Genomic DNA, 20,631 nt, shown 5'->3' with positions numbered 1-20,631 from the left:
GGTGATCGAGCTCTCCGGCGTCACCAAGTCCTACCCCGGCGGGGTCACCGCCGTGCGCTCGGTCGACCTGGCCGTCGAGTACGGCGAGCTGGTCGCGATCGTCGGCCCGTCGGGGTCGGGCAAGTCCACGATGCTGCACCTCATCGGCACGCTGGACCGCCCGTCCCAGGGCACCGTGAAGATCGACGGGCACGACGTCGCGACGCTTTCCGACCGGCAGCTGTCGGCGCTGCGGGCGCGGCGGATCGGCTTCGTGTTCCAGCAGTTCCACCTGGCGCCGGGCCGGAACGCGGTCGCCAACGTGGCGGACGGGCTGCTCTATGCCGGCGTACCGAAGAAGGAGCGTGAGTGGCGCGCCGAGGCCGCCCTCGTCCGGGTCGGCCTGGGTGATCGGCTCACCCACCGTCCGCACGAGCTCTCCGGCGGCGAACGTCAGCGGGTCGCGATCGCCCGCGCGGTCGCCGGGGACCCGGCCGTGCTGCTCGCCGACGAGCCGACCGGGAACCTCGACTCGGTCTCCGGCGCCGGGGTGGTCGAGCTGCTGCGCGAGCTGAACGCGAGCGGCACGACGGTGCTGGTCATCACCCACGACCACGAGATCGCCGACGGATTGCCGCGGCAGGTGCCGATGCGGGACGGGGAGGTGGTCTGAGATGTCCGACGTGACGGTCCTGCCGCCGCCGGAACGGACCGCGGTCTCGCTGCGACCGGCCCGGCTGCGGCCGTCGGACCTGCTCCGCCTCGGCGGCACCGGCCTGCGCGCCCGGCCGCTGCGCGCGGTGCTGTCGGCCCTCGGCATCGCGATCGGCATCGCGGCGATGACCGCGGTGGTCGGGATCTCCTCGTCGAGCCAGGCGGATCTGGATCGCGCGCTGGCGGCGCTTGGCACCAACATGCTGACGGTCGCGCCCGGCCAGACCATGTTCGGCAAGGAGGCGAAGCTGCCGGACGAGTCGGTCGCGATGATCCGCCGGATCGGCCCGGTGCAGTCGGCGACGGCCACGGCGTCGGTGGACGATGCGCACGTCTACCGCACCGACAAGGTGCCCGCCGGCCAGACGGGCGGCATCGGCGTGGTCGCCGCGCAGCTCGACCTGCTCAAGACGGTGGGCGCCTCGCTGGCCAGTGGGACGTGGCTCAACGCGGCCACCGCGCGGTACCCGGCGGTCGTGCTGGGTTCCGACACGGCGCGACGGCTGGGGAACGTGCCGGCCGTCTACATGCAGGGCCGGTGGTGGACGGTGGTCGGGGTGCTGGCGCCGGTGCCGCTCGCGCCCGAGCTGAACTCGTCGGCCCTCGTCGGCTGGGCGGCCGCCGCCACGTACCTCGGGTTCGACGGCCATCCGACGACGGTCTACGCCCGGGCCGTCGAGGCTCAGGTGGAGGCGGTCCGGGCCGTGCTGGCGCCCACGGCGAACCCGGAGAACCCGAACGAGGTGAAGGTCTCCCGGCCGTCCGACGCCCTGGCCGCCCACCGCGCCGCGAATGCGACATTCACCGCGTTGCTGCTCGGGCTCGGTGCCGTCGCGCTGCTCGTCGGCGGGATCGGGGTGGCCAACACGATGGTCATCTCGGTGCTGGAGCGGCGGGCCGAGATCGGCCTGCGCCGGTCGCTCGGCGCCACGAAGGGCCAGGTCAGGACGCAGTTCGTCGCCGAGTCGCTGCTCCTGTCGCTGCTCGGCGGGGCCGGGGGCGTCCTGCTCGGATATCTGGTGACCGGGGCGTACGCGACGTCGCAGGACTGGCCGACGGTGGTGCCGCTCTGGGCGCTGGCCGGCGGCGTCGGCGCGACGGTCGTGATCGGCGCGATCGCCGGCCTCTACCCGGCCATCCGGGCGGCCCGGCTGGCACCGACGGAGGCGCTGGCCGCGGCCTGACCGGCGGGACGCCGCCCACTGTGGACTTCGACCGTTCGGCCGCTCGCTGGGGCCGAACGGTCGAATCGACGGTATCGATGGGGATCGTATTTTCATCGTTATCACCAACGGAGGTGACCCGTGGGGCGGGTGCTCGTGGTGGAAGACGATGACCGGATCGCTGGGCTGGTGGCGCGGGCCCTGCGAGCCGAGGGGCACGCGGTCGACCGGGCCGCGACCGGCTTCGACGCGCTCGAGGCGGCCTTCGCCATCGACTTCGACCTGATCATGCTCGACCTCATGCTGCCCGACCTCGACGGCACTGCCGTCCTCGACGAGGTCGTCCGGGCCCGCCCCGGGCAGCGCGTGTTCGTCCTCTCCGCGGTGCCCGAGATCGGCGCCCGGGTCGCCTGTCTCGAGGCCGGCGCCACCGACTTCCTCGGCAAGCCGTTCGCCGTCGCCGAACTGGTGGCCCGGGTCCGCACCCGAATGCGGGCGCCCGCCCCCGGCGCCCACCGGCGCTGGCTCGCGGTCGGCCTGATCCAGCTGGACCTGCGGCTGCACCGGGTGCTGATCGACGGCCGCCAGATCGACCTCTCCCAGCGGGAGTACCTCCTGCTCCGGCACCTCATGGAGCGGGTCGGCCAGGCATGCACACGGTCGGAGCTGCTGGCCGACGTGTGGGGCATGATGTTCGACCCGGGCAGCAACGTCGTCGACGTCTACGTGCGCCGCCTGCGTACCAAGCTCGACGACCCCGATCGCGTGGAAACGGTGCGCAATGTCGGTTACCGCTTCGTCCCGGGTTAGGCCTCTGCTGATACCGCTGCTGGTTTTCTCCGGGCTGATCAACCTCATGCTCATGTACGTGCTGCCCGGCGCCGAGACCATCCCGTTCCACCTGGTCTGGATCGGGCTCTCCGTGGTGTACGGCCTGGTCATGTGGCCGCTGCGGGCGATGCTCTGGGTGCTCGGCCTGGTCGCCGTGACCACCGGCTACGTGCTGGTCCACCACGCCCAGGCCGGGGTGATCGGCTGGGAGGAGACCACCGAGGTGCCGCTGATGACGGCCGTCTTCGTCGTCATGGTGTGGCACGTCCGCCGCCGCCAGCAGGCGAATGTCGAGATCGCCCGGCTGGCCGAGGCCGAGCGACGGCGGGCCGAGGCGCGGGACCGCTTCGTCAGGCTCGCCTCGCACGAGCTGCGCACCCCGATCACGGTGGCTCGCGGCTACGCCGAGCTGATGCGATCGGCCGCCGAGGACCCCGCCGTGATCGCCGACAGCTCGATCGTGCTCGAGGAGCTCGACCGGCTCGCCGCGATCACCCATCGGCTGGTGACGCTGGTGCAGCTGGAGGGCGCCGACGTGCGGCAGGTGGCGGACGTCGACGCGGCGCTGATCGCCATCGTGGAGCGCTGGAAGCCGACCGCCGACCGGCAGTGGACGGTGTGCTCGTCCATCGGCTGCGCCTCGTTCAACCCCGAGCGGCTCAAGGCGGCCGTGGACAGCCTGGTGGAGAACGCCGTGAAGTTCACCGACCTCGGCGATGACATCTCGGTGGAGGGCGACGGCACCAAGGACACGTGGACAGTGACGGTCACCGATTCGGGCCCGGGCATGTCGCCGGAGTGCCTCAGCCGGCTGGCCGGACTGGGCAACGAGGAGTGGGGTGTTACCGCCTCGGGCACCGGGCTCGGCCTGGCCACGGTGGGCGCCGTGGTCCGGTCCTGGAACGGGAAGCTGGAGTTCGGCACGCCACCCGGCGGCGGCACCGTCGTGCGGATGGAGTTCCCGCGCCACGCGCCCCTCCATGACGGCCGCATGACAGTCCTGTCATGAGTCGCTCACTCCACGTACCCGCGGACCCATCATCGGCCTGACGCGCGGCACACCGCCGGCGCGTCACGCGTGGGAGGTGGGGTCCGATGCGGGATCGACGGTGGCGCGGAATTGCCGGGATGTCGGTCGTTGCGATCGTGGTGGCCCTCCTACCCCCGGTGGCGGTGACCAGCGCCGCCGAGGCCGCGACCGCGTGTCCCAACGGCGGCTGCGCCGTGACGGTCGACGTGCGCGACTTCGCGACCGCCCAGCCGCTGGCGAACTTCAACTACCTGATCAACCTGGACAACACCAAGCTCGCCAGTGACCCGCTCGCGCTCAGCACCGAGAGCAACAGCCCGGTGGTGGCCGAGGGCGACCAGGACCGGGCCACGGTGCACCTGCCGGCCGGCCGCTACCTGATCTCGGCGCGAGCGCTGGATCACAAGATGTGGGGCGCGTACCTCACGCTGCCGAACCCGGCCACCGCGGACGGCTCGGCCACGGCGCGCGTCGACCTCACCGAGGCGAGCGACGCGCACCCGCTGCCGCTCGGCAAGATCCGGGTCTTCGTCTTCGATGACAACGCGTGGACCAACGGGGCGCCGGACACCGAGGAAGGCGGCATCGACGGCTTCACGGTCGAACTCAAGGAGCAGACGCAGAGCGACGTCACCGTGGACTACCACAACCAGCCGCTGTGCGGCGGGCAGTGCCTCACCGACGGCGACGGCTTCTCCCAGATCGACAACCTCGGACCGGCCACGTACTACATCGAGGTGCACCCGCCGGACCAGCCGTGCAACGCCGACCCGGACAGCCGCTGGCACCAGACCACGACCATCGACGGCGGCCTGCAGCTGCTGGCTCCGGTCGAGGAGGGCAGCGACGGCACCGGCGCGCCCGGCGAGCAGCTCTGGGAGCCGCCGAATGTGCGTACGGCGTATTGGTTCGGATTTGCCTGCTCGCCGCAGCCGTTCGCGCAGAGCGGGACCGGCGAGATCACCGGGCAGGCGCGGAACTGGGTCGAGTGGGCGCCGTACACCACCGGCACCTACAACGACCCGGTCGAGAACCCGTTCGTGGCGCTCTCCGACTCCACCACCGACCAGACCGTCTACGTCGGGCAGGGCGACGGCGCCGGGAACTTCGACATCCAGAACGTCCCGGCCGGCACGTACAACCTGGCGATCTGGGACGAGCAGCTGAGCTACATCATGCGGTTCAAACCGGTGACCGTGACCGCGGGGCAGACCGTCGACGTCAACGACACCGGCGACGACGGGCAGGTGGGCATCGGGGTGTCCCGCTGGTTCGGGTGGCTGGACGGGCACGTCTACAAGGACACGAACGGCAACGGCAAGCTCGATCCCGGCGAGCCGCTGCTCCCCAACACCGACGTCGACCAGCGCTGGCGGGACGGCTCGATCAAGGAGGCCACCTTCACCGACGCGCACGGGTACTACCAGTACCCGACGGCCGAGGGCGGGCCACTGGGCCGGTGGATCATCAACGAGCAGGGCTTCGCGCGCTTCTCGGCGTACCCCGGACCGTCCGTGCACGACGAGCAGAGCGGCGCGGTCACCCCGTCCTGCGCGGCGACCCCGCCCGCGAACCCGTGCATCCCCACCGACCAGGGCGGCGGCCTGCTCGCCAACCAGAAGCTGCTCGAGGGTCATCGGGCCACCGTCGACTGGGGCAAGCGCGACTACCCGGCCGGCACGCCCGGGCAGATCGTCGGCATCACCTACTTCGCGACCACCCGCAACGAGTTCGACGCCCGCTTCCAGAACCACGAGGACTACGAGCCGGCGATTCCCGGCGTGACCGTCTACCTCGAGGGACCGGGCCCGGACGGCGTGGCGAACACCGCCGACGACGTCGTGCTCAACAAGTACGTGACCGACAAGTGGCAGCAGCCGGACGCGAGCCAGGACCCGCAGCAGCCCGCCGGCAACACGTTCACCCAGAACTGCAACCCGATCCGGGACTTCTCGGGCGCCGACATCACCGCGCAGTTCAGCCCGCGGATCGGGCCGAACTGCCTCGAGGTGCCGCTGGCCGGCCAGCCCACGAGGGACGGCGCCTTCGACGGCGGGTACGCGTTCGCCGACTACTGCCCGGGCGGCTACGACCTGGCCGCCGACGACGGCACCTGCGTCGGGGGCGGTGACCCGCAGCCACTGGTCGCCGGCACTTACGTCACGCACGCCGTGATGCCCACCGACACCACCGACTCCCGTACGTGCGGCTCATTGGTCAGCTCGGCCAAGGGCGGCGTGCCCGGCGGCGGCGCCGGGTGCCTCTACCGGCCGGTGCGCGAGGAGGACGTCAACGTCGACCTCGGCAACGTCTTCACCCCGGCCATCCCGCCACCGCCGTGCACCGGCGACGACCACGTCATCGACCAGTCGACCCTGACCCCGCGCAGCGTCTACTACGGCGTGGCCGGCGCGCACGCGCCGCTGTGCGACAAGCGGCTCGTGGTGCTCACCAACGGGCAGAACGCCAACGCCGACTTCCACATGATGACCAACTATCGGACCGACCCGAACGGCACCGACGCCACCGACCAGCGCGTGGGTGACGTGGCGATCCCGGGCCGCTTCGTCGGGCAGGTCTTCAACGACATCTACTTCGAGCGGAACCCGCTGTCGCCGTGGTACGGCGAGCCGCGGCCGATCGCCGGCATCCCGGTCGGCATCTACGCCCGGGTGGACAGCGACGAGAACAACTGGCGGCTGATCACCACGGTGACGACCAGCGCGGACGGCTCCTTCGAGGCGCTGCTGCCGTCCACCGAGACGTTCAACTGCCCGATACCGCAGGGGCCGTGCCCCGGCATGTACCTGGTCAAGGTGGACGACCCGGGCAGCAAGGCGCACCCGAACGCGCGGTACAACCCGAACCTGCTGACCGCCACCACGCCGGCGGAGTCGTGGCCGGGCCTGACCACCCAGCTCGACCTGCCGCTCGACCCGATCTCCGGGACGGCCTGCGAGGACCCGGCCGTCCCGGCCCGGCCCGAACTGCTTCAGGTCTCCACCCCGGTCGTGCCGGCCACCGGCAGCCGCCAGATCACCGTGCAGGCCGACTTCATCGGCGCGGCCGGCACGGTGACCGGGCCGACCGGCGTACGCGCCACGCTGACCGACGACCGCAACGGGCAGGTGCAGACCCTCACCCGGGCCAACGGCGGCATCGTGAGCTGGACGCCGGGCAGCGGCAGCACACCGGACACCATCGTGCTGAACGTGCCGGCGCTGGCGAGCAACGTGGCCGCCAACCTGCTGCCCGACCTCACGTTCCGGCCCGGGCCGAAGCAGCTCACCATCACCACGGCCAACGCCAACGGCGGCGTGTCCAGCGTCAACGGGCTCACCGTGCACGTGCTCGGCAGCAACGGCACGGGCGGCAACACGGTCGCCTACAACCCGGCGATCGTGAACGTGGCGGCGCCCGCGACCAACGCGCACGCCCTGCAGAACGCGATCGACGCCGCGGCGGCCGGCAGCCTGCTGGTGCTCTCGCCCGGCGTCTACAACGAGAACATCCTGCTCTGGAAGCCGCTCAAGCTCCAGGGCCGCGGCCCCGGCGGGATCGTGGCGGCGCACGAGCTGCAGGCCCGTGACCCCGAGGACCCGCGCTTCAACATTCCGGGCACGGTCGTCGACGGCCGCTACTTCCAGCAGAACGCGGACGCCTACGACGCCGCGATCGCCGCGCACGCGCCGTACGCGGGAGTGAACGCCGACCATCCCGTGCTGCGCGGCGCCGACATCACGGTGCTGGCCAAGACCACCACGGCGTACGACATCGGCACCGGGCTGACCGCGTCGTTCGGCCAGGCCCGCATCGACGGCATCGGGCTGAGCACCGGGCAGGGCGAGGGCGCCGGCGGCGTCCAGCTCCAGGCGTCGATCAACAACATCCAGCTGACCAACAACGTGCTGGAGAACAACGGCGGCGTGGTCGCCGGTGGCATCGGCCTCGGGCAGCCGTACGACGGCGGGCCGCGCGGCGACGGCGCCCGGGTGAACCACAACTACAGCGTGCGGATCGCCAACGACCGGGTGATCGGCAACGGCGGTCTCACCCAGGCCGGCGGCATCGGGATCTTCAACGGCTCGAACGGGTACGAGGTGGCCGGCAGCATCGTCTGCTCCAACTTCAGCGTCAACTACGGCGCCGGCATCTCGCACATCGGCGCCAGCCCCGGCGGGCGGATCCACGACAACCAGATCTACTACAACGACGCGGTCGACTCGGGCGCAGGCCTGGCCATCGAGTCCGAGCTCCCGGTCGGCTCGCCCCAGACGCTGGGAACCGGAACCGGAACCGTCGACGTGGACCGCAACCTGATCCAGAGCAACTACACGGGCGACGACGGCGGCGGCATCTTCGTGCTGGACGCGCTCACCGCCGCGATCAACATCCGGAACAACTTCATCAACAACAACGGCGCGGCCGACCTCGGCGGCGCGGTCACCGTCGACGACGCGTCGAACGTGCGCCTGGTCAACAACACCATGGCCAACAACGTCTCGACCGGGTCGTCCGAGGACTCGGACGGCAACCCGCACTCGGCCGGGCTCGCCTCCGAGGCCAACGACCCGCTGTTCCAGGCCACGTTGCCGGCCGGCTCGCCGGACTTCTCCCGGCCGGCGGCACTGTTCAACAACATCTTCTGGAACAACGACGCGTTCACGCTCAGCCAGCCCGGCCCGGGCGCGACGCTGGTCGACCGCGGCTTCATCGACTTCGAGGTGCACGGGACGCAGACGAACACCGACACGTTCACGCCGCGGTACTCCGACCTGACCAACGGGCAGAACCTCGGTCCGGACGGCGTGCTCCGCCCGGTGCCGGGCGGGCAGGGCAACCTGATCGGGACCAACCCCGGGTTCGTGACGCCGTTCGTGGACGAGCTGACCGTCTCCGGCTCGCGGCTCGACCCGCAGACCGCGGCGGTCACCATCACCGGGCAGGACCCGCCGGTCGGGCTCACCGGCGACTACCACCTCGCGGGCGGCTCGGCCGTGGTGGACCGGGGCGTGCGCTGCTCGAACACTCCGGTGCCGGCCAACCTCATCGCCTGCTCGGCCACCGCGGTGGCGGCACCCACCGTCGACATCGACGGCGGCAACCGGCCGAACATCGCCACGGCGCGCCTGACCACCCCGTGGGACCTGGGCGCCGACGAGCGCCCGGGTGTCCCGTTCCCGCTGTTGACGATGATCATCGGACCGAGGAGGCCATAGTGAGCACCCGCCGGGACTTCCTCTACGGCGTGGCCGGCACGCTCGCCGCCGGTGTACTCGTCGGCGACGCCCGATCGGCCGGGGCGGCCACGACCGGGATCTCCCTGGTCGCCACCGACGGCTACATCTCGGTGCCCGGCCGGGAGGGGAATCCGCTGTACATCTTCGGGTTCGTGCCGGTCAGCCCGGCGCTGACGGTGGCCCAGCTGGTCAGCACGTACAAGGGGCACGCGAAGCACACCGCGCCGACCCTTGACGTCAAGCAGGACGACGACATCAAGATCACGCTGACCAACCTGGGTCTCGTGCAGCGGCCCGACCTCACCGACTCGCACACCGTCCACTGGCACGGGTTCGACCTGCCGACCCCGCTCAACGACGGCGTGCCCGAGGTGTCGGTCGCGGTGCCGATCGGCAAGCAGTTCACCTACTTCTACCGTCCGCACCGCGAGGGCACGTACATGTACCACTGCCACTTCGAGGACGTCGAGCACGTGCAGATGGGCATGACCGGGATCGTCTTCGTGCGGCCGCGGCAGGACGGCACCTCGATCGGCGGCTTCACGCGGTTCGCGTACAACGACGGGGACGGCTCGACCGGGTACCACCGGCACTTCGCGATCCTGCTGAACGAGCTGTGGCGGAACTTCCACGACGGCGATCGGGACATCCAGGAGAGCATCGCCACCGATTACGACCCGCAATGGTTCACGCTCAACGGGCGTACCTATCCGCAGTCGGTTCTGCCCAACGACGACCCGGCCCTGCCGTCGTCTCAGCGGGTGGGTACGCCGAACCCCAACTACGGCGACACGGTCGACTACAGCCAGCCGAACTCGGCGCTGATCCAGGTGAACCCCGGTGACCGGGTGCTGCTGCGGCTGGCCAACCTCGGCTACGAGCAGCACAGCATGCAGCTGCCGGGCATCCCGCTGCACGTGATCGGGGCGGACGCGTCGCTGCTGCGGGCCGCGGCGTTCTGGACGAACACCCTTTACCTCGGGCCGGGCGAGGCCCGCGACGTGCTCTTCGACGCGCCCGCCTACGACCCGGCGCGACCGTCCGGCTCGGACTCGTGGGGCGCGTACAACGTCTATTTCTTCAAGAACCGGGACTGGCGCAAGCTGCAGAACTTCGCCTCCCCGGCGCCGGGACCGGGCGGCATGATGACCGAGGTCCGGGTGTACGCCCCGGCCCGTCCCCTGCCCGCGCAGACCGTCGTGAGCCAGACCTATGTCTGAGGGGGCCACCATGAGGTTCACGGCAGTATTGCTGCTCGTCGTCACCCTGTGCCTGGCCTCGCCGGGCCGGGCGAACGCGATCCCGGCCGACGCGCCGCCGACCGGCATGGTCTGCACGCCGGGCGCCGTCTCCGGTGCCACCCACACGTTCGACCTGGTGGCGGAGACCGGCTACATCGACACCCCGGACGGCAACAGCGTCTTCATGTGGAGCTACGGCGAGGCCGGCGGCCACTTCCAGAGCCCGGGCCCGGTGCTGTGCGTGACCCAGGGGCAGACCGTCGTCGTCAACCTGACCAACAACCTGCCCGAGCCGGCCTCGATCGTCTTCCCTGGCCAGGACGCGCCTGTCACCGCGTCGGGCGGCGCCGCCGGCCTGCTCACCACCGAGGCAGCGGCGAGCGGCGGGACCGTCCAGTACTCGTTCGTGGCCGGCAGCCCCGGCACCTATCTCTACGAGAGCGGCTCCGACATCGCCAAACAGATCGAGATGGGCCTGTACGGGGCGCTGATCGTGCGGCCCGCCGCCGGACCGGCCCTCGCCTATGGGACGAGCACCGCGTTCGACCCGTCCCGCGAGTACCTGCTGCTGCTCAGTGAGATCGACTCCGACCTGCACCACGCGGTCGAGACCGGCACCGCGTACGACGTGAACGCCCGGCGCGACCGGTACTTCGCGGTCAACGGGCGCGAGTTCCCCGACACCATCCAGGACAACGGCTCGGGGCTGCTGCCCAACCAGCCGTACGGCGCGCTGGTGCGGATCCAGCCGACCACCCCGACCACGGCGCCCGCCCTGATCCGCATGATCAACGTGGGCGCGCTGAACCATCCGTTCCACCCGCACGGCAACCACACGACGCAGATCGCCCAGGACGGCCGCCTGCTGCCGGTCCCGACCGAGCATTTCGGCGAGACCATCGCCTCCGGCCAGACCGTGGACTTCCTGCTCCGCTGGGACGACCAGGACAACTGGGATCCGACCACCAAGCCGCTGCCGGTGCCGCCGCCGAACTACCGGGACGTGTTCTTCAAGGACGCCAATACCTGGTACGGCGGCAGCCCGTACCTGGGACACAAGGGCATCCTGCCGTCCGGCGTCGTCACCCAGAACATCTGCGGCGAGTGGTACTTCCCCTGGCACAGCCACGCGCTGAACGAGTTCACGAACTACGACCAGGGCTTCGGCGGCATGGCCACGCTGTTGCGGGTCGACCCGCCGGGCGGTTGCTTCGCGGCGCCGGCCACGGCCACCCCGCTCGGCAGCGTGCTCAAGTCGGGCACGGTCGCGGGACTCGCGGCCGACGACACGACCTATTACGCGGTCAACCCGCGTACCACCACGCGACCGACCGCCACCACGACCGCGCAGACGTCGATCACCGTGGCCTCGGCCACCGGCTTCCCCGCCGCGCCCGGCTACTACGCGCGGATCGACAACGAGGTCGTGCGGGTCACCGCGGGAGCGGGCACGACAACCTGGACCGTGCAGCGCGGGCAACTCGGCACGACCGCCGCTACCCACGCGAGCGGCGCCGTGGTGACCGCCCTGGCCACGGACTTCACGGCCGGGTTCACCGGGGTGCCGGCCGGGTCACAGCACCTCAAGGTGACCTACAAGGGCGCGAACTGCGCGACCACCACGGCCGCCACCTGCACGGCGCTCACCACCAACCTGCCGCAGCAGACCGTGAAGATCTGCGACTGGACGGTCGGCGGCGCGGCCGGCTGCTCGACGGCGACCTCGGCCGGGTGGGTCACGCTGCCCGCCCCGCCGGCGCAGCCACAGGGCGTCGGCTCCACCGACGTCGGCGCGACCTGGACACTCCCGGCGTCGGCCCAGTACATCAGCGCGGGGCAGGTCAAGGTGCTGGTGCACACCGAGCGGTACACGTCCCCCTCCCCGGCAGCGTTCTCCACCTGGGGAAACCTGCTGGCGCTCACCTACGACGCCCCTTAGGAGACGGAGATGCGCGGACATCCTTGGAAGGGCGCCCTGGTGCTGGTGCTCGTGGCGGCCGGGCTCGGTGCCGGCAGTTCGTCGGCCTCGGCGGCGCCGGTGGCGGTCAGCCTGTGCGCCGTGCCGGGAACCGCCACCATGGCCGGCGGGGCGAGCGTCCCGATCTGGGGCTTCGCGGCCACCTGCGCCAACCCGGGCCTGCCCGGTCCGGTGCTGACGGCCACGGTCGGCGACACTGTGACCGTGACCGTGACCAACGCGCTGCCCGCCGGGCATGACGTGACGTTCGAGGTGCCCGGCATCGACTTCGCCGCGGGCCCGGACTCGGCGCCGCCCGGCGGGACGGTGACTCGTACCTTCACCGCGAGCGCACCGGGGACGTACCTCTATCAAAGCGGCGGCGACGCGGGCCGGCAGGTGGCGATGGGGCTGTACGGCGCGCTGATCGTCCGACCGGCGACGGCCGGCCAGGCGTACCCGTCGGCCGACTCGGCCTACGACGTCGAGGCCCCGCTCGTGCTCAGCGCGATCGACCCGGCCTTCAACGCGGCGCCGGAGACGTTCGACCTGCACTCCTACCGGGCCACCTACTGGCTGATCAACGGGAAGTCCTATCCGGACACCGCGCCCGGCATCACGGCGGCCGGCGGGCAGCGGCTGCTGCTGCGCTACCTCAACGCCGGCTACGACAACACCACGATGTCGCTGCTCGGCATGCACGCGCGGGTGGTGGCGCGGGACGCCCGGCCGGTGGACGGCGACGCCGAGGTGGCCGCCGAGACCATTCCGGCCGGCGCGACCGAGGACGTCATCGCGACCGTGCCGGCCGGCGCGGGACCGAGCTCGCACGGGTTCCCGCTCTACAACCGGCAGCAGCACGTCACCAACGGCGACCAGACCGGTGTCTCGCCGGCGCCCGCTTCCGGTGGCGGCATGTTGATCTTCATCCATCACTAGGGGGCTCCTGTGACCGCATCGCGGCGTCCTTGGGTCCGGCTCGGGAGCGTGCTGGCCGGGGTGGCGCTGGCCGCCTCCGGTCTCTGGGCCTGGCACGCGGCCCGTTCCCCGGCCGGCCCGGGATCCGCCGTGCCGGTGCCGGTCGGCTGGGCGCGCCCGGCCGTGGCCGCCGGTGACCTCGGTCAGGCCAGCGGCGTCACCATCACCCGGGTCGCGGTGACCGGGGGCGGGGGTCTGGTCGACCTGCGGTTCCGCGTGGTCGACCCCGATCGGGCGCATGCGCTGCACGACCCGGCGAGGCCGCCCGCGGTCGTCGACGAGAGCTCCGGGCTCGTGGTGCACGACCTGCTGATGAACCACGAGCACACCGGCGACTACCGGCCCGGCGTCACCTACTACCTCGTGTTCACGAACCCGGGCAACTGGGTCAGGCGTGGTGCCTCGGTCACCGTGCTGCTGGGAAATGCCCAGGTGGAGCATGTGCGGGTGGTGTGAGGCCGCTTTCAGAGCCCCCGGCGGGCAGGCCGCGGAGCGGTTCGGCGACCTCGCGCCCCACGGCGTCGCCTTCGGCTGGCTGTTCGCATGTCTGCTCGCCGGGCTGGTCGGTTGCTTGCTGTTCGCGCTGATCGCACTTCCGCCCTCTGCCGTGCCGCCGTCTGCCGCGCCGCCGGCAGTTCGGCGAGGGGGCACACCGCGGCCTTCGTCCGCGCGCGTTGTGCTCACCGTCGCGGCCGGGTCGGGGGCACTGGCCACTGTGCTCGGTGCCGCGCTGGGGCGGCCGTGGCTGCTGGTTGCCGCGCTCACCGTGCTGGCCGGGGTGGCCCGCGAGGGGCCGCGGCGTTGGTTGCCGGCGACCGTCTTTGCGCTGGTCGCGGTGCTTGCCGTGCTGGAGCCGGCGACGATTCTCGCGCCGCTGGGCGGCCTCGCCGCGTATGCGATCGCCCGTCGCCCGGCGGACCTGACCGATCGTGTCGCGCCGCTGGTGGCGGCCGGTCTCATCGTGGTCGCCGCCGCGGGATTCCGCGCGCCGCCGCCGGTCGCGCCGCCGCCCGTGATGCGGACCGCGACCGTCGCCGACCTGACCGTCTCGCTGGTTCAGGCCGGTCGAGGGGTCACCGTGCTGGCCGCCAGCGCGCGGCGGCCGCCGCCCGCGCCGATCTCCGAGGTCAGTCTCGATCTGGGCGGACGGACGGTCGGGCTGTTTCCGGGTGCCGCCGGTCGATACGCCGGGACCGCGGACCTGCCCGCGGCCGGCTCGGCGGTCCGCGCCACGGTGATCGTGCGGCGCGCGGGGGAGCGGCTGACCGTGCCGCTCGCCTGGACCGTGCCGGGGTCGTCCCCGGCCCCGTTCCCCCTGTCCCGGGCGGGGCTACTTGTGCTCGCGGTGCTGACGCTCGCCGCGGTTCATCGGAAGATCGCAAAGGACGTGCCATGAGGCGTACGGCGGCAATCGCTCTTTTGATCTTGTTGTTTGCTCCTGTCGTTCCGGCGTCCGCCGCGCCCTCGTTCATGCGGGTGGTGGTGCGGCTGCGGATGCAGGTCGACCCGGGCGGCATCCACGGCCGGACGCGGCATGAGCGGCAGACCTCGCTGGTGCGGGCCTTGCGCGCTCGGGCCGGCGCCGACCAGCCGGGGTTGCTCGGCCTCCTCCGCCACCGGAAGGCGCAGGGTCTGGTAACCGACGTGACGCCACTCTGGGTGGTCAACGCCGTCGCGGTCACGGCCACACCCTCCGTCGTACGCGAAATGGCTGCCCGGCCGGAAGTCGCGCGGATCGACCCCGACGTCGTCGCCGCCACCGTCCCGATCGAGCCGAACGTGGCGGCCGTGGGCGCTCCCGCACTGTGGGACCTCGGACTCACCGGCGCCGGGGCGGTCGTGGCCATCATGGACACCGGAGTCGACGCCACCCATCCTGACCTGGCATCGGGCTTCCGTGGCGGAACCAACAGCTGGTATGACCCGAACGGTCAGCACCCCACCTCGCCGATCGACCTCAGCGGACATGGCACCGCCGTGGCCGGCGTGATCGTCGGCGGATCGGCGGGTGGCACCGCGATCGGCGTCGCACCCGGCGCCCAGTGGATCGGCGTGAAGATCTTCAACGATCGTGGCACGGCCTCGACCTCGGCCATCCACAAAGGATTTCAGTGGCTGTTCGATCCGGACGGCAATCCGGCGACCGCCGACGCGCCCGACGTCGTGAACGCCTCGTGGACCGGGTCGGCGGGCGGCTGCAGCCTGGAGTTCCAGCCTGACCTGCGCAATCTGCGGGCCGCGGGGATCCTTCCGGTGTTCTCGGCCGGCAATTACGGCAGCGCGGCCGGTACCGTGCTGAGCCCGGCCAACCTGCCGGAGGCGTTCGCGGTGGGGTCGGTCGACAACGCCGGGCTGATCGATCCGTCCAGCAGCCGGGGGCCGTCGGCGTGCGACCAGCGGGTCCAGCCTCGGGTCGTCGCGCCCGGCGTCGGGGTGCACACCACCGATCTGTACGGCGGTTACGTCGACTCTTCCGGCACGTCGATCGCGGCGCCGCACGCGACCGGGGTGGCGGCGCTGCTGCTCGGCGCGTACCCGGATCTGAGCGCGGACCGCCTGCAGTCGGCGCTCGAGACCACCGCCGACGATCTGGGCAGTGCCGGCCCGGACAACGCGTACGGCTACGGACGGGTCAACGCGGCCGCCGCCCTTCAGTGGCTCGCGACGGCGCCGGACTTCACGGTCGGTGTCGCCCCGTCGTCACCGTCGGTCGCGCCCGGCGGATCGGCGACACTCGGCGTCACGGTGACGCCGGTGAATGGGTTCGCGGCCGGGGTGACGCTTGCCGTGAGCGGTCTGCCGGCGCAGGCCTCCGCCACGATCACCGGCAATTCACAGATCGTGATCACCACCGGCTCGGCCGTTCTGCCGGGCACCTATCTCGTGGCGGTGACGGCGACCGGTGGCGGATTGAGCCGCACGGCGTACGCCCGTCTGACGGTGACGCCGCCGCCCGGATTCGCGATGGCCGTGTCCCCGGCGTCGATCACGGTGACTCGTGGCCAGATCGCTTCCTACACCGTCGCGACGAGTTCGATCGGCAACTTCAGCGGGGCCGTGACCGTCGCCGTGACCGGCGCCTCCGCCACCGTTTCCCCGAACCCGGTCGCGACGCCGGGCACGGCCACGATGCGGGTGCCGACCGTGTCGCCCGGCACCTACAAGCTCACGGTGACCGGTACCTCGGGTGGGATCCAACATCAGGCGATGGTGACGCTGATCGTCCGCTGATCCTGTCTGAAACTGTCAGCCATCGGCTCTAGGGTCGGGGCATGCGAGTCACAGGAACGTTCGAGGTAGCCGACTTCACCCCCGCCGCCGTTCCTCCGGGCGACATCAAGACGGGCCTGCCGGTCGGCGTGGCCACCATGACCAAGACCTTCACCGGCGAGATCAGCGGCCGGTCGAGCACGCTCTTCACCGCGGCGTACGACCCGGTGACCTCCACCGGGACGTACGTGGCGATGGAGTCTTTCGAAGGAAGCGTCGGCGGCCGGTCGGGCAGCTTCAACTTCGTGCATTCCGCCACCACGCTCGGCGAGGGGCGCGAGGCCGAGTTCCTGACCATCGTGCCCGGCAGCGGCACGGGCGAGCTGGCCGGCATCACCGGCACCGGCGGCCTGACCTCCGACCACACCATCTGGCTCGAGATCTCAGACGGTGCGCAGGTCGAGTGAGTGCCGCACGAAGTCGTCCTGGCTTCCGGTCGACCACCACAGCACGCCCGCCTTGTAGGCGACGTCGGTGGCATCCGGGCTGATCTCGACGGTGGTGCGGGTGGCGATCGCGTACGCGAGGAGCTGGACGTGCCCGGTCAGGTCGGAGTTCCCGGTCAGCTGCGAGAACACCTCGAACCGGTCCAGCACCGCGGTGTCCGCGATCACCGTGGAGGCGGTGCCGGCCGCGATCTTCCGCCGGTCTGCGCCGTTCGGGCGCATGAGGTCGATCTGCGGGTATCCGTCGCGGTTGAAGGCGACCACTTGGCACCATTGCGGGCTGCAAGCGGTCACGCCCCGCCCGTGGACGGCGACGACCTGGTCCTGCCCGGTGGCGAGGTTTCGCAGGCGGGTGGCGCCGCCGGCTGCGGTCACGCCGTCGACCAGCCAGGGCCAGGCCGACAACGCCCAGGTCCCGGCCTCGGAGCGGATGTCGACCGCGCTTTTCTGGATGGCGACCGCGCTTCTCTGGATGGCGACGGTGCTTTTTTGGATGGCGACCGACCGAACCTCGGTGGTGTCGTCCGGGCCGGCCGCCACCCAGTGCGCGCGGCCCTCGGCGATCACCAGGTCGTACTGCGACTCGTAGAACCGCGCGTCACCCAGGTCGGCGGTCAGCTCCCGCGGCTTGCCGTTGCGCAGGTCGACCGTCCAGAGCTGCTGGCCGTCCTTGCTGCTCTCGGCCCAGACCAGGGTTTGGCCGTCGACGGTCGGGCTCTCGAACGACGGGTTCCGGCTCATCGGCAGCGTCCTGATCGGGCGAACCGAGCCGTCCGCCTGCCGCAGCACGAGGCGCATCGTGCGCCCGTCGGCCGTGACCGCCGTCCCGACGGACCGGTCGGCGTCGAGAAAAAGGGCGGGGTCGTAGGCCGAGCCGTCGGCGAGCTTGGCCGCCATCACGCCACGCTTCGCCTGCGGCCACGCGATCCGGGCGTTGACCGGCGCCGCGGCCGCCTGCTTGCCGGCCGTCGGCGCGAACAACATCACCCCGGCGCCCAGCAGCGCGACGCCCAGGCTTGCGTACCGCCTCTTGCCCGCCACGCGCCGATGCTAGCCCGGCCGGGTCGATTCTCACGCCGCGGCAGTCATTCCTGGTTCGCCTCGCTGAACGACAGCACCTCGTGGCTGGTGTCCCAGAGCAGGGTCAGCAGCGCCCGTACCGCCGCCTGATCGAGGTTGTCGACGATCAGGACGGTGCCGTCGGCGGCGGGCGTCGACACCTGGTCGAACCTGCTCCGGAGCACATCCAGCAGGGAACGAGCGATCGGTTCGCGCAACCTCAGCGCGTAACGGGAAGTGGCCACGTCGTACAGGGAACCCGCCCTCCGGGTGTCCGCGAACCACCCACCCGCGGAAGTACCCGGGGTGGTCTCAGATCAGGCCGAGGTCGCGGGCGGCGGCGACGGCGTCGTGCCGGGAGGCGACGCCGAGCTTGCGATAGAGGCTTTTGTTGTACGCCTTCACCGTGTTGATCGAGAGGAACAGCGCCGAGCCGATCTCCCGCTGGGTGGCCGGTCCCTGCAACGCGCGCAGGATGGACAGCTCGCGGTCGGTCAGCTCCTCCGGAATCGCGCCCGAACGCGTGGCGGCGCGGGCGGCCCGGCGGCCCAGCCGCGCTTCGGCCTCGTCGAGCCGGCCCGCCGCGTACGCGCTCACCGGCTCGTCCTCCACGACCTCGCGGGCCTGCGACAGCGCGGCATGGGCGGCCGGCCGGTCACCGCGGGCAAGTTCGGCGTCGGCAAGGTACACGAGGCCCATGAACAGCACCGTCGGCCGCGGATGGAGCTCGGCCAGGGCGACGGCGCGGCGCAGCCGGACGGCGGCCCCCTCGACGTCGCCGCTCTGGAACCGGCGCCGGCCCTCGGCGATGCGCAGCGCGGCCAGCCCGGGTGCACCCGCCTCCCGCCCGTCCCGCTCGATCGCCGCGGCGATCGGGCCGGCCTCCCGCAGCACCCGATCGCAGTCGTCGCCGCGGCCGACCTCGATGAGGCACATCGCTAGCGTGCCGCCGACGTTCAGCAGGATCCACGGCTGCCAGGAATCGCGATCGGGGCGCGCCCACTGTTCCAGCAGGAGGGTCGCGGCCTCGTCGAAACGGCCGGCGCGAGCCAGCATGCCGCCGAGCGCCGGGCGGACCACCGGATGGCCCGGTGCGCCATCCCTGGTCTCCAGGTCGAGGGCCTCGGTCGCCAGCGCGATGGATCGCGCCGACTCGGCGTCCGACACGCCGAACGCCGCGCGCCAGCACAGCACGGCCGCGCGGAAGCTGTGCCAGCCGGGGACGACGGTGTCGGGGGTGCCGGCCGCCTCGGCGGCGTTCAGCCAGCGGGTCACACGCGCCTGGTCGCCGGAGAGTGACGCCGCCATGGCCAAGGACAGGGCCAGCGCCGGGCCCACCGCGGAAAGGGGCACCTGCTCGCCGAGCTGGAGGTAGGTGGCGGCCGCCCCTCGCGGGAAGAACCAGTTCTCGGCATGGCGCTCGAGCATGGCGGCCGCCTCCTCGTGGCGGCCGGCGCGCAGGAGGTGGCTCACCGCGTCGTCGATCCGGTCCTGCTGGGCGAACCAGGCCGCGGCGCGGCCGAGGACCTCGCCCGGGTCGGTCGCGGCGTGGTGGGACAGGGCGTCGCGGAGCAGGCGGTGGCATCGGAACCACTGCTGTTCGTCGTCCAGGGCGGCCACGAACAGGTCGGCTCTGACCAGGTCGGCCAGCACCTCGGCCGAGCCCGTCACCTCGAGCGCGGCGTCACACAGCGGACCGCAGAGCCGTTCGAGCGGCGCGGCGCGTACCAGCAGGTCACGTTGCCGCGGGGCCAGGCCGGGGAGGACCTCGGCCGTGAAGTAGTCCAGCAGGTGCCGGTCGTCGGCGTTTTTCCGCGCCGGGTCGGCGCGCAGCGCGAGGGCGCCCAGCTGAAGGCCCGCCGCCCACCCTTCGGTGCGTTCCCACAGGGCGGCCGCCGCCGTGCCGTCGAGCTTGTGCCCCGCCACCGCCGACACGAGGGCCGCCGCATCGTCCGGGGAGAACCGCAGTTGCGCCGCCCGTAGCTCGGTCAGGTCGCCCCGCGCGCGCAGCCGCGCGATCGGCAGCGGCGGATCGGCGCGTCCGGCGATCACCAGCCGCAGCGAGGCGGGCAGGTAGTTCAGCAGATATTCGACGCCCTCGTGGATGCGCGGAGAGGTGAGCAGGTGATAGTCGTCGAGCACCAGCACGTGCTCCACCGGCGACGCGGCCAGTTCGTTCAGCAGCATCGGCAGTGCCAGGTCGACCGGGTCCGCGTCGAGCGCCTGCAAAGGCCCCGCGCCGATCTCGCTGTCGACGCCGTGCAGCGCGCTGAGCGCGTACGTCCAGAACTGCTTTGGCTCGTCGTCGCTCTCGTCGAGAGACACCCAAGCGATGCGCCGGTGCTCGCCCGGGTCCGCCGCCCAGCCGCTCAACAGGCTCGTCTTGCCCCAACCCGCCGGTGCCACCACCACGGTCAGCCGCGTCTGCGCGAGACGCAACTGGCGGTGCAGGTGATCGCGCGCAACCGCGCCGGCCCGGACCGGAGGAATCACCTGTTTCACGGTGAGCAGCGGCCGCGCGGGCCTGTCCGACGTCACGACGCTCCCGACCTGCGGCCCGTCGCCGCAACCCGATCGCGATTCTGCCAGTCGCGGCACATCGGGTACACCTCGCCGCGAAGCCGGTACGACCCGGGGGGTCCCGGACACCCCGGGTGCAATCGGCCGGCGGGTGGTGTGCGGGCACCCGGCTCCGCTCGACGCTGATCGCGGATCAGGCCGAC

Annotated in this window: 15 protein-coding genes; 12 read left to right on the top strand and 3 right to left on the bottom strand. The window is 71.8% G+C overall.

All coding sequences use genetic code 11. The features are described 5' to 3' along the window. Position 1 precedes the first annotated feature (1 nt). The 12 genes from A3CQ_RS0129735 (at position 2) to A3CQ_RS0129680 (ending at position 16,810) form a co-directional block, all read left to right on the top strand. Positions 2-652: an ABC transporter ATP-binding protein gene (locus A3CQ_RS0129735; protein ID WP_026206339.1), complete on the top strand. Its 651-nt coding sequence runs from the start codon at positions 2-4 to the stop codon at positions 650-652. Position 653: 1 nt separating this feature from the next. After that, entirely contained in the window at positions 654-1,877 is a 1,224-nt protein-coding gene (locus A3CQ_RS0129730) for an ABC transporter permease (protein ID WP_020514600.1), read from the top strand. Positions 1,878-1,997: 120 nt separating this feature from the next. Next, on the top strand, positions 1,998-2,666 hold the full coding sequence (locus A3CQ_RS0129725) for a response regulator transcription factor (RefSeq protein WP_020514599.1): 669 nt from the start codon (positions 1,998-2,000) through the stop codon (positions 2,664-2,666). Next, positions 2,638-3,696, top strand: a complete 1,059-nt coding sequence (locus tag A3CQ_RS0129720) for a sensor histidine kinase (protein ID WP_084699282.1) — start codon at positions 2,638-2,640, stop codon at positions 3,694-3,696. Before A3CQ_RS0129725 ends, A3CQ_RS0129720 begins: the two co-directional genes overlap by 29 nt. 86 nt (positions 3,697-3,782) lie before the next feature. Further along, positions 3,783-8,936 carry a hypothetical protein gene (locus A3CQ_RS0129715; protein ID WP_084699281.1) on the top strand — a complete coding sequence of 1,718 codons (5,154 nt, stop codon included), beginning with the start codon at positions 3,783-3,785 and terminating at the stop codon, positions 8,934-8,936. Beyond that, complete coding sequence (locus A3CQ_RS54510) at positions 8,936-10,177, top strand: multicopper oxidase domain-containing protein (protein WP_020514596.1); 1,242 nt, start codon at positions 8,936-8,938, stop codon at positions 10,175-10,177. The genes A3CQ_RS0129715 and A3CQ_RS54510 overlap by 1 nt, the downstream gene beginning before the upstream one ends. Positions 10,178-10,187: 10 nt before the next feature. Continuing rightward, positions 10,188-12,137, top strand: a complete 1,950-nt coding sequence (locus A3CQ_RS57785; RefSeq protein ID WP_169516320.1) for a multicopper oxidase domain-containing protein — start codon at positions 10,188-10,190, stop codon at positions 12,135-12,137. 9 nt (positions 12,138-12,146) lie between these two features. Beyond that, on the top strand, positions 12,147-13,094 hold the full coding sequence (locus A3CQ_RS0129700) for a multicopper oxidase domain-containing protein (protein ID WP_084699278.1): 948 nt from the start codon (positions 12,147-12,149) through the stop codon (positions 13,092-13,094). Positions 13,095-13,103: 9 nt separating this feature from the next. Further along, positions 13,104-13,589 carry a hypothetical protein gene (locus A3CQ_RS0129695; RefSeq protein WP_157296506.1) on the top strand — a complete coding sequence of 162 codons (486 nt, stop codon included), beginning with the start codon at positions 13,104-13,106 and terminating at the stop codon, positions 13,587-13,589. 220 nt (positions 13,590-13,809) lie between these two features. After that, positions 13,810-14,529, top strand: coding sequence for a hypothetical protein (locus A3CQ_RS61135; protein WP_020514592.1), 720 nt, complete (start codon positions 13,810-13,812; stop codon positions 14,527-14,529). After that, on the top strand, positions 14,526-16,364 hold the full coding sequence (locus A3CQ_RS0129685; protein WP_157296504.1) for a S8 family serine peptidase: 1,839 nt from the start codon (positions 14,526-14,528) through the stop codon (positions 16,362-16,364). Before A3CQ_RS61135 ends, A3CQ_RS0129685 begins: the two co-directional genes overlap by 4 nt. 41 nt (positions 16,365-16,405) lie before the next feature. Next, positions 16,406-16,810 carry a DUF3224 domain-containing protein gene (locus A3CQ_RS0129680; protein ID WP_020514590.1) on the top strand — a complete coding sequence of 135 codons (405 nt, stop codon included), beginning with the start codon at positions 16,406-16,408 and terminating at the stop codon, positions 16,808-16,810. On the opposite strand, the gene A3CQ_RS0129675 is transcribed toward A3CQ_RS0129680, so the two are convergent. The 3 genes from A3CQ_RS0129675 to A3CQ_RS0129665 all read right to left on the bottom strand — a co-directional run bounded on the left by A3CQ_RS0129675 (position 16,787) and on the right by A3CQ_RS0129665 (position 20,401). Beyond that, positions 16,787-17,890, bottom strand: coding sequence for a TolB-like translocation protein (locus A3CQ_RS0129675; protein ID WP_020514589.1), 1,104 nt, complete (start codon positions 17,888-17,890; stop codon positions 16,787-16,789). The two genes, A3CQ_RS0129680 and A3CQ_RS0129675, sit on opposite strands and share 24 nt — an antisense overlap. A gap of 44 nt (positions 17,891-17,934) precedes the next feature. Beyond that, a complete protein-coding gene (locus tag A3CQ_RS0129670; protein ID WP_040433185.1) occupies positions 17,935-18,153 on the bottom strand; it encodes a hypothetical protein in 219 nt (72 codons plus the stop codon). 67 nt (positions 18,154-18,220) lie between these two features. Next, positions 18,221-20,401, bottom strand: a complete 2,181-nt coding sequence (locus A3CQ_RS0129665) for a winged helix-turn-helix domain-containing protein (protein WP_211216710.1) — start codon at positions 20,399-20,401, stop codon at positions 18,221-18,223. Between the last annotated feature and the right edge of the window lie 230 nt (positions 20,402-20,631).

It is taken from the genome of Paractinoplanes globisporus DSM 43857 (genome assembly GCF_000379645.1).
GTDB lineage: Bacteria > Actinomycetota > Actinomycetes > Mycobacteriales > Micromonosporaceae > Actinoplanes > Actinoplanes globisporus.
The sequence above is the reverse complement of the archived record's forward strand: the minus strand, read 5'-3'. Positions and strand labels throughout refer to the sequence as shown.

Bases quoted from the DNA above. Each gene is read 5' to 3' on its own strand.
- A3CQ_RS0129730 (WP_020514600.1), top strand. From the start codon at position 654: ATGTCCGACGTGACGGTCCTGCCGCCGCCGGAACGGACCGCGGTCTCG.
- A3CQ_RS0129720 (WP_084699282.1), top strand. From the start codon at position 2,638: ATGTCGGTTACCGCTTCGTCCCGGGTTAGGCCTCTGCTGATACCGCTG.
- A3CQ_RS0129715 (WP_084699281.1), top strand. From the start codon at position 3,783: ATGCGGGATCGACGGTGGCGCGGAATTGCCGGGATGTCGGTCGTTGCG.
- A3CQ_RS57785 (WP_169516320.1), top strand. From the start codon at position 10,188: ATGAGGTTCACGGCAGTATTGCTGCTCGTCGTCACCCTGTGCCTGGCC.
- A3CQ_RS0129700 (WP_084699278.1), top strand. From the start codon at position 12,147: ATGCGCGGACATCCTTGGAAGGGCGCCCTGGTGCTGGTGCTCGTGGCG.
- A3CQ_RS0129685 (WP_157296504.1), top strand. From the start codon at position 14,526: ATGAGGCGTACGGCGGCAATCGCTCTTTTGATCTTGTTGTTTGCTCCT.
- A3CQ_RS0129680 (WP_020514590.1), top strand. From the start codon at position 16,406: ATGCGAGTCACAGGAACGTTCGAGGTAGCCGACTTCACCCCCGCCGCC.